This is a genomic window from Marinobacter fuscus (genome assembly GCF_003007675.1).
Taxonomy (GTDB): Bacteria; Pseudomonadota; Gammaproteobacteria; order Pseudomonadales; family Oleiphilaceae; genus Marinobacter; species Marinobacter fuscus.
In genome coordinates, this window is sequence record NZ_PXNP01000108.1 from 1 (window position 1) to 3,176 (window position 3,176).

3 protein-coding genes are annotated in these 3,176 nt (G+C 50.3%); all 3 read left to right on the plus strand.

Annotated features, from left to right (window positions below; translation table 11 throughout):
- Window positions 1-192 precede the first annotated feature (192 nt).
- The 3 genes from C7H09_RS17085 (at window position 193) to C7H09_RS17095 (ending at window position 2,522) form a co-directional block, all read left to right on the plus strand.
- Entirely contained in the window at window positions 193-711 is a 519-nt protein-coding gene (locus C7H09_RS17085; RefSeq protein WP_106764964.1) for a hypothetical protein, read from the plus strand.
- Between the two features lie 130 nt (window positions 712-841).
- A complete protein-coding gene (locus tag C7H09_RS19800; RefSeq protein WP_133166246.1) occupies window positions 842-1,327 on the plus strand; it encodes a hypothetical protein in 486 nt (161 codons plus the stop codon).
- A 208-nt stretch (window positions 1,328-1,535) separates the two neighbouring features.
- Window positions 1,536-2,522: an Rpn family recombination-promoting nuclease/putative transposase gene (locus C7H09_RS17095; protein ID WP_106764969.1), complete on the plus strand. Its 987-nt coding sequence runs from the start codon at window positions 1,536-1,538 to the stop codon at window positions 2,520-2,522.
- Window positions 2,523-3,176 lie beyond the last annotated feature (654 nt).

A 3,176-nucleotide genomic window follows, 5' to 3' on the forward strand; every position in this document is an offset into this window, starting at 1 on the left:
TTAATGGATTCCACAACACAAGGATTATGTGATGATTGCTTCCTGCATGAATGATCGTGCACGCCGCACTGCGCGTGAAAGACAGCTTTCCTCCCGGCTCTCCAAAGAGTGGTCTGACAATCAGGCTGATATCGGCTTCGACAGGTAATTCGCGGTACACGTTACAGGTTATCTAACCCGACCATTATCAAAATGGGCATTGGCACTGATGGTTTGAAAGGTGCTGCCAAAGGTGGGGTATATGTGACACTGGTGGTGTCGATGAGTGTTAACTCCTATGCGTGGATATTTGATGAATCCTTCGGGTGGCAGGACTTTTTGTTAAATGTCTCCGCGGATTTGGTTAAGGCGGCTATTTCTATAGCGCTTGGGTATTTTGTGGCTAAGCTGTTTTCTCTATATACGGGGGCGGTTGTTTTTGCAAATGGCGCTGGTTTTATAGTAGGGCTTGGTTTTGGGGTTCATATTGCAAGTATTGGTTGGTCTGATGTAGCTCTGTTTGCTGAAGAGACGGTACGTTCTTATCAAAAGGCCATTGATGCTATATCTAATCCCTCTGGCTTTATAGATGCTCAGAAACACAAGTTGGGAGACTTTGCGTACTGTGCTTTAGACGCTGCAGGTTCTGTGGTTATTACCGCTGTGCAGCGCGAGATTGAGGCAAAGGTGACAGACATTTTACGGCGCCTGTCGCCGCTCAACGTCAGATAGAGTTTTTATGTCCCTATACAAACCTACCACGCGGTCTGACTTTTTAATTGGTGGCTTAGTTCTGAATTTTATTCTTTTATTAGCCGGGGCTGGATCAATATGGAGCTATAGTAGTTACTCAGAGTATTTGTTGGATATCATAGATTTGCAAAGGCCCTTGTTGGTGTTTCAGAAACAGCAGACTGCTTTGCTATTTGGCTGGATATCTGTATTAAGTATATGCGTAGCAATGAATATCGAGATTATTTTCGTAAGGCTATTGAGAAGGTCTGTACCATCGATACTGGCAAAGGTTCAGAAGTGGGCAGCCTGGGTGATGTTTCTTGGCATAGGGCTTGCCGTCTTCGGTGGTTTGCTGGTGAATCCTATTTGGGCATACACCTTCAAAGAAGCAGGCTATTCACGCTGTAACACGGTTATCGTACGAGCCAACAAGCAGTTCTTCAACGATGCCTGGGTGTTGGAGCCTGCCGACTGCTACGACCGGGGCTTAAAGCAAATTCTCCACGAGGATCATGGCAAGAGAGGGTTTGAAAAAGGTGCCCGTTATCTGGAGAAAAAGCATCAGTTTCTTCAGAGTCGCGAGGCCGTGCACAACCCCGGGGCTGGCCTGTGATGCCTAATTGTGGAGGCTGCCGCCGCAAGGCACCCAGGTTAAACCTCGGAGATATGGGGTCTGACGCTTGCTGTCAGGCCCCATATCACCAACCCCAGACCCCATACCGCCCTGCAAAACAAACCAATGAACAGCCCCTAAAATGCCTGAAAAGCGGTTAAGTGGTACACTGAAACGCTGGAAACAGGAGGGAACAGGAAGGAAATGGATGTCCAGCAACCACCACGATACCGGTTATAAAGAGCTATTCAGCCATCCGGAGTTTGTCCAGCAGTTGATCGAGGGCTTTGCGCCGAATGAGATCGCAAGCCTTATGAATTTTGCCACGCTCAAACAGCACAGCGGCAACTACATCACGCCGTTGTTTGAGGAGAAGTTCGAAGATGTGGTGTGGTCGGTAGAGGTTACCTGGAACGGGATCACGCAGGATGTGTTTCTTTACATTTTGCTGGAATTTCAATCGAAAGTAGATAACACCATGCCGCTGCGTCTGATGCACTATGTGGCTTGCTTCTATGATCACCTGTTGAAGAACCGGGCGGCCACGGCGCGGCAGGGCTTGCCGCCGATCTTTCCGGTGGTTTTGTATAATGGCTCCCAGCGATGGTCAGCCCGGCAAGATATTTACGACATGGTGCAGCCGGAGCCCCCGGAATTCCTGAGAGCGTATCAGCCACACCTTCGCTATTATCTGATTGACGAAGGGCACTTCACGGATGAACAATTGAGCGACAACTACACGCCTCTGAGTGGCGTATTTGGTATCGAGAACGCAGGCCATAGCTGGGAAGCTTTGCAACAGGCCGTGGATCGAGTGGTTGGCATCATTGAAGCGGATCCTGATAAGGAACGGACAGACCGCATCATCACCCGCTGGATCAAGCGTCATCTGAGTAAGTTGGGTGCAGAGCTTCAACTGGAGCGTCTCGATAGTTTAACGGAGGACAGAGATATGCTGGCAGAGAACCTCGAAAACCTGGTGAAGAAAGAGCAGCAGATAGGGCTGCAGAAGGGGTTGGAGCAAGGTCGGCAGGAAGGACGGCAGGAAGGGCGGCAGGAAGGGCGCCGTGAGGCAAAGCGGGATATGGCGAGAAATCTTATCAGTCGCACAGAAATGGACGATCAGTTGATTGCGGAGATCGCCGGACTAACGGTGAACGAGGTGAGTGTACTTCGCTCTCAAGTAAGGCACTGAATCCGATTCCGGGATCGAGTTGATATACCAAATGCCGGGACTGACTCTCAATACCCAGTGTGGAGTCTGCCCCCCATAAGGCTGCCACGTTAAACCTTGGAGATATGGGGTCTGACAGCGAGTGTCAGACCCCTTGCGCCTAGCCCCGAATCAGGGGTCTGACACTCGCTGTCAGACCCCATATCACCAACCACGCCCCCCCGGGTCTGGCACCCGCTGTCAGCCCCCACATCTCCAAGCAGCCGAACCAAGTACCTTGTGCCCCGGAGGCCGTTCTCTTAAAATCTCTCGGCATTAATGGATTCCACAACACAAGGATTATGTGATGATTGCTTCCTGCATGAATGATCGTGCACGCCGCACTGCGCGTGAAAGACAGCTTTCCTCCCGGCTCTCCAAAGAGTGGTCTGACAATCAGGCTGATATCGGCTTCGACAGGTAATTCGCGGTACACGTTACAGGTTATCTAACCCGACCATTATCAAAATGGGCATTGGCACTGATGGTTTGAAAGGTGCTGCCAAAGGTGGGGTATATGTGACACTGGTGGTGTCGATGAGTGTTAACTCCTATGCGTGGATATTTGATGAATCCTTCGGGTGGCAGGACTTTTTGTTAAATGTCTCCGCGGATTTGGTTAAGGCGGCTATTTCT

Coding starts and splice junctions, on each gene's coding strand:
- C7H09_RS17085 (WP_106764964.1), top strand. CDS start 193: ATGGGCATTGGCACTGATGGTTTGAAAGGTGCTGCCAAAGGTGGGGTA.
- C7H09_RS17095 (WP_106764969.1), top strand. CDS start 1,536: ATGTCCAGCAACCACCACGATACCGGTTATAAAGAGCTATTCAGCCAT.